Origin of the sequence: Mycobacterium sp. (assembly GCF_049585075.1) — a bacterium.
Taxonomy (GTDB): Bacteria; Actinomycetota; Actinomycetes; order Mycobacteriales; family Mycobacteriaceae; genus Mycobacterium.
In genome coordinates, this window is record NZ_JBAUZA010000204.1 from 1 (window position 1) to 5,368 (window position 5,368).

Genomic DNA, 5,368 nt, shown 5'->3' on the forward strand with positions numbered 1-5,368 from the left:
GCGCCGTCCCAACCGCGCGATGTTAACGGCTAGCGGCGATCCCGGACGCGGCTGCGCCGATTGGCGGTGCTGCCTGGCCATAGCCGCAATCCTACGGGCGGCGCGGGCCCGCCTTGTGTCGCCCGGATCAGGACTAGCGCTGCGCGTAGTCGTGCACGCCGGCCGCAGTCCGCAGCTGGTGGCGGCCGCGGTTGACCGAGCGAAGGGTGCTGTTGAGGTGCTCCTCGAACTCGGCCAGCTTGCTGTCGACGTAGATGTCGCATTCACCGCGCAGTCGGTCGGCTTCGGCGTGCGCCGCGTCGATAAGCCGAGACGCCTCGGCGTTGGCAGATTGCACGACCTCGGTCGCCGATACCAGGCGTTGCTGTTCTTTGATGCCTTCCTGCACGGCCTTCTCGTAGGAGATGTTGCCGTTCTCGACAAGCCGATCGCACTCCGACTTGGCGCGGGCCGTGGTGGCCTCGTACTCGCGTTTGGCCGCCGCCGCGATACGGACCGATTCCTCACGCGCTTCGGAAACCATTCCTTCGCTGTGCTGGCGCGCCTCGCCCACCATCCGGTCGGCCTGCGCTTTTGCGTCGGCCAAGATCCGATCCGCCTCCGCACGGGCGTGGTTGAGCATCGATTCCGACTCCGTGTTCGCCGAGGACATCACGGAGTCGGCATGCGCCTTGGCCTCGTGCAACAGCGAGTCGCGCGCGTCGAGCACGTCTTGAGCGTCATCCAGCTCACCCGGGATCGCGTCCTTGATGTCATCGACCAGCTCGAGGACGTCACCGCGGGGCACCACGCAGCCCGCTGTCATCGGCACACCACGAGCTTCTTCGACAATCGCGCCCAGCTCGTCGAGCGCCTCAAAAACTCGGTACACGGCAACACCCTTCCGGCATCGTTGTTGTTACCAGTGTGCCTGGTGTTGCGCCTGTGACTGGGTTGCTCGGCCCGGTGTGTCGGACATTGAGCGACCGGAACGGTGCCACTTACCTGCACACTTGGCGCCATTATGTCGGGTCGGGCAGATTTGCCGCAATTATGGAGGGGCGCGACGGTGATGTCCGGTTGGCGCTATACCCCCTGGGCGTCTATTGATTGATTCAAGCCTTGGCAGGCGGACGGCCGAATTGGAGGGTCTGGTGGTAACCGAAGCGGTGAGAGCGGTCGAGCATGCATTGGCGCTTGCAGGGTCGATGACGTGGGAGATCTTGTGGGCGCTGATTCTGGGTTTCGCGCTGTCAGCTGTGGTGCAGGCCGTCGTGCGTCGATCCACCATCGTCGCTCTGCTGGGTAACGATCGGCCGCGCACCCTGGCCGTCGCGGCGGCACTGGGCGCAGCGTCTTCGTCGTGCTCGTATGCGGCGGTGGCTCTGGCCCGGTCGTTATTCCGCAAGGGCGCCAACTTCACCGCGGCGATGGCCTTCGAGATCGGCTCGACGAATCTGGTGGTGGAGTTGGGCATCATCCTGGCCCTGCTGATGGGCTGGCAGTTCACTGCGGCGGAGTTCGTCGGCGGCCCACTGATGATCGTGGTGCTGGCTGTGCTGTTCCGGCTTTTCGTGCGCTCGCGACTCGTTGACGCCGCCCGCCAGCAGGCTGAACGGGGGCTGGCGGGGTCGATGGAAGGCCATGCCGCGATGGACATGTCGGTTCAACGCGAGGGTTCGTTTTGGCGGCGGTTGTTGTCCGGGGAGGGCTTCACCTCGGTGTCACATGTGTTCGTCATGGAGTGGACCGCGATTCTTCGTGACCTCATCCTGGGGCTGTTGATCGCGGGCGCTATCGCGGCCTGGGTTCCCGAATCGTTTTGGCAGCACTTCTTTTTTTCTGATCATCCAGTTTGGTCGACGATATGGGGGCCGATCGTCGGCCCCTTCGTGGCGATCATCTCGTTCGTCTGCTCGATCGGCAACGTGCCGCTCGCCGCGGTGCTGTGGAACGGCGGCATCAGTTTCGGCGGTGTCGTCGCGTTTATTTTCGCCGACCTGTTGATCATTCCGATCCTGAACATCTACCGGAAGTACTACGGCACAGCGATGATGCTGACGTTGCTGGGCACGTTTTATGCCGCCATGGTCGCGGCCGGTTACCTTGTCGAATTGATCTTCGGCGCAACGAGTCTCATTCCTGCGCAGCGCAACGCAACGGTGATGCAGTCCGAAATCTCGTGGAACTACACCACCTGGCTCAACATCGTCTTCCTGGTCATCGCGACGGTGCTGGCGATCCGCTTCGTTGCTACCAACGGCATCCCGATGCTGCGCATGATGGGCGGCTCCCCCGACATGGAAAACGAGCATCACGATCACAGTCGCGAGTGCCACTAGCGGGGCTATCCTGGCCCGCGGGCGGCCCAGGTCCGTCATCATCGTATTGAGAACTACGGGTGAAGGGACTCATGACAACGCCCTCCGCGCAGCCACAGCCCGATAACTACCTGCCACCACCGGGCGGTCCGCCGCCGCCGGCCGATATCGGTCGGCTACTGCTGCGCTGCCATGACCGGCCAGGCCTGATCGCGGCGGTCAGCAACTTTCTTGCCCAGGCCGGCGCCAATATCATTTCGCTGGATCAGCACTCCACCGCGCCAGAGGACGGAACATTTCTGCAGCGCGCCATCTTTCACCTGCCCGGCCTCACCGCTGCGATCGACGACCTCGAACACAAATTCGCCACCACCGTGGCCGACAAATTCAATATCAATTACAGGTTCACCGAGGCCGCTAAGCCCAAGCGGGTCGCCATCATGGCCTCGAAGGAGGATCACTGTTTGCTAGATCTGTTGTGGCGCAACCGCCGCGGTGAACTTCCGATATCGATCGTCATGGTGATCGCCAACCATCCCAACCTAGCCGAACATGTACGGCCCTTCGGCGTGCCCTTTGTACATATCCCTGCCAATCGCGACACTCGCGCCGAAGCCGAGCAGCGTCAGCTTCAGTTGCTAGCCGGCAATGTCGATTTGGTGGTGCTGGCTCGCTATATGCAGATACTCAGTCCTGCGTTCCTCGAAGCGGTCGGCTGTCCGCTGATCAACATTCATCACTCGTTTCTTCCCGCCTTCACCGGTGCGGCGCCCTACAAGCGGGCGCGGGAACGCGGGGTCAAACTGGTCGGCGCAACCGCCCACTACGTCACCGAGACCCTCGACGAGGGTCCGATCATCGAGCAAGATGTCGTGCGCGTCAACCACACCCACACCGTTGACGACCTCGTGCGCGTCGGCGCCGACGTCGAGCGGGCGGTGCTTTCCCGCGCCGTGCTGTGGCATTGCCAAGACCGCGTCATCGTGCACGACAATCAGACTGTCGTTTTCTGACTGTTTCGCTCGACGAACGTTGGCCTGCAGGCAAACCCGCTACTTTTGTCGTACGGGCTGCGCCCCGGGGGACGCACACGTCGCCGGGTCTTCGATGGGCCTGTCCCCGGCCCTATAGAGCAGTCGTTTGAGCTGGCGTCGTTCGGCCGGGCTCAGGTGCGCCAATACCTTGTCCTCGGCCGCCTCGAAGGCCGCTTCCGCGCGCTTGAGCAGCGCCTTGCCCTTGCGGGTGAGTTGAGCGGGCAGTGCACGGCCCGACGGAGCCGTTTCCGGTCGGGTCACCGCACCCATATCTTCCAGCTCGTGCAAAACCAGGTTCATCGCCTGCGCCGTGACGTGCGTGTGACGGGCAAGGTCGGCGCCGGTGCGGCCCGGATCTGTCGCAAGAATGCGCAAGCACACGAACTCCGGCAATCCCAGCCCGAGCGGTCGCAACGCCGACGCCGCCTCGGGTCGCAATCGCGCCATCAACCGACGGACCAGAAAGCCCAGCGTTTGATCCTCGATTTCGCTCACTCAGACATGCTGACACGGATCACCCCGTCTGAGGCCCTGATCCCAGCGCGTGGCTGCTCGTCATTGTTGTGCATTCTGACCTGATATCAAGTTTCTTGACACACCTCGACCGGCCGCGTATCAAGTAACTAGATATGCAAATTGGCGGCGGGCCGGGTTGGTTAGTCGCCGTTACCTGAAGGAGAACAAGGTGTTCGGTGGTGGATTTTCTGGTGGACCTGGCTGGGGTGGACCTGGGTTTGGCGGGCACGGTTGGGGTGGACCCGGCTTCGGTGGTCCCGGATTCGGGGGACCTGGCTTCGGCGGCCCCGGCTTTGGTGGACACGGTTTCGGTGGGCATGGTTTCGGTGGGCCCGGTTTCGGTGGGCCCCGCAAGCGAGTAGTGGTCGGCACCGCCGCGCTGCTGCTGGACGGGCCGGCGAACGCCGCGCAGATCGTGCAGCGCGTTTCTGAGGCCACCGACGGCGCTCTCACGCCTCCGGAGCCGATCGTCGAGATTGCAATTGGGCACCTCGCGGGTCGCGGCTTCGTGACGGTCAGCGACGGGGTAGCCACTCTGACCGAGCAGGGCACCAATGTGTTGGCGTGGAAGGGCATTACCAGCGCAGCGATCCACGCGCGGCTCGCTCAGGCCGCGAAGTTCGGCGACGTCATCAAGATTCGTTGGGGACTTGTCGAGCTTGCCGGACTCGCGCGGACCATCGTCTGGTCGGGCACGGATGTGCAGAAGGAGAAGCTGGCCGAGGCGCGTACCAAGGTCTTGACCGCGATCACTGAAGCCAAGCAGTCACTGCACGGTGCGCTTGCCGAGAGCTGACAGAACCAACCACCAGCGCGGCCGTTTCCTCCGCTCGGTCGCGCTGGTGGTTTCTCGCCTACCTTTTCCCGCGTCCGGTCTGTCGCAATTTTTCGGCTAGCCGACGGTTCACCGGCTCCGGCAGCAACTCGGACACATTGCCGCCGAGCATCGCGACCTCTTTAGCCAACGACGACGAGACGAACGAATACCGTGGCGTGGTTGCCACGAAAAAGGTGTCGACGCCGGCGACGTGTTTGTTCATTTGCGCCATCTGCAGTTCGTATTCGAAGTCGGTGCCGGTGCGCAGCCCCTTCACGATGGCCGTCATCCCGCGGGCGGTGACGAAGTCGACGACCAGACCCTCCCCGGCCTCCGCACGCAGATTGGGCAGATGCGTCGTCGACTCGTTGATCATCGCGATCCGCTCGTCGAGGTCGAACATGCCTTTCTTGGCGGGGTTGGCCAGGATCGCCACCACCACTTCGTCAAACTGAGCCGCGGCGCGTTCGAAGACATCGATGTGGCCCAACGTCACCGGATCGAATGACCCCGGGCAGACCGCGCCGCTCATGTCGCGCGACCGCGACGATGCAGAGCGAAGCGATGAGGAGAAGCGGCGCTCATGTCGGAAGACGCTACACGCCCAGCTACAGCCGTTCGGCCAGCTCCAGGCGGGTGTCGCCGTAAACCCGTTGCGCCCAGGGGTGCCAGCTCGGCGGCCAGCTCAGCGCCTGGCTGGT

General features: G+C 63.6%; 6 protein-coding genes and 1 pseudogene. 3 read left to right on the plus strand and 4 right to left on the minus strand.

The window, feature by feature from the left end:
- Positions 1-133 precede the first annotated feature (133 nt).
- Positions 134-871, minus strand: coding sequence for a cell division protein SepIVA (gene sepIVA, locus WB785_RS10090; protein ID WP_424078853.1), 738 nt, complete (start codon positions 869-871; stop codon positions 134-136).
- Positions 872-1,121: 250 nt separating this feature from the next.
- Here sepIVA and WB785_RS10095 point away from each other — a divergent pair, with 250 nt between their 5' ends.
- Together WB785_RS10095 and purU are read left to right on the plus strand one after the other, a co-directional pair.
- Positions 1,122-2,321: a permease gene (locus tag WB785_RS10095; RefSeq protein WP_424078854.1), complete on the plus strand. Its 1,200-nt coding sequence runs from the start codon at positions 1,122-1,124 to the stop codon at positions 2,319-2,321.
- A gap of 71 nt (positions 2,322-2,392) precedes the next feature.
- Positions 2,393-3,313, plus strand: a complete 921-nt coding sequence (purU, locus tag WB785_RS10100) for a formyltetrahydrofolate deformylase (RefSeq protein WP_424078856.1) — start codon at positions 2,393-2,395, stop codon at positions 3,311-3,313.
- 39 nt (positions 3,314-3,352) lie between these two features.
- On the opposite strand, the gene WB785_RS10105 is transcribed toward purU, so the two are convergent.
- Positions 3,353-3,781: a MarR family winged helix-turn-helix transcriptional regulator gene (locus WB785_RS10105; RefSeq protein ID WP_424078861.1), complete on the minus strand. Its 429-nt coding sequence runs from the start codon at positions 3,779-3,781 to the stop codon at positions 3,353-3,355.
- 238 nt (positions 3,782-4,019) lie between these two features.
- On the opposite strand from WB785_RS10105, the gene WB785_RS10110 reads away from it, so the two are divergent.
- On the plus strand, positions 4,020-4,646 hold the full coding sequence (locus WB785_RS10110; RefSeq protein WP_424078858.1) for a hypothetical protein: 627 nt from the start codon (positions 4,020-4,022) through the stop codon (positions 4,644-4,646).
- A 58-nt stretch (positions 4,647-4,704) separates the two neighbouring features.
- On the opposite strand, the gene coaD is transcribed toward WB785_RS10110, so the two are convergent.
- Together coaD and WB785_RS10120 are read right to left on the minus strand one after the other, a co-directional pair.
- Complete coding sequence (coaD, locus tag WB785_RS10115) at positions 4,705-5,199, minus strand: pantetheine-phosphate adenylyltransferase (RefSeq protein ID WP_424078860.1); 495 nt, start codon at positions 5,197-5,199, stop codon at positions 4,705-4,707.
- Positions 5,200-5,275: 76 nt separating this feature from the next.
- Positions 5,276-5,368, minus strand: a pseudogene (locus WB785_RS10120) (16S rRNA (guanine(966)-N(2))-methyltransferase RsmD); the annotation flags it as partial.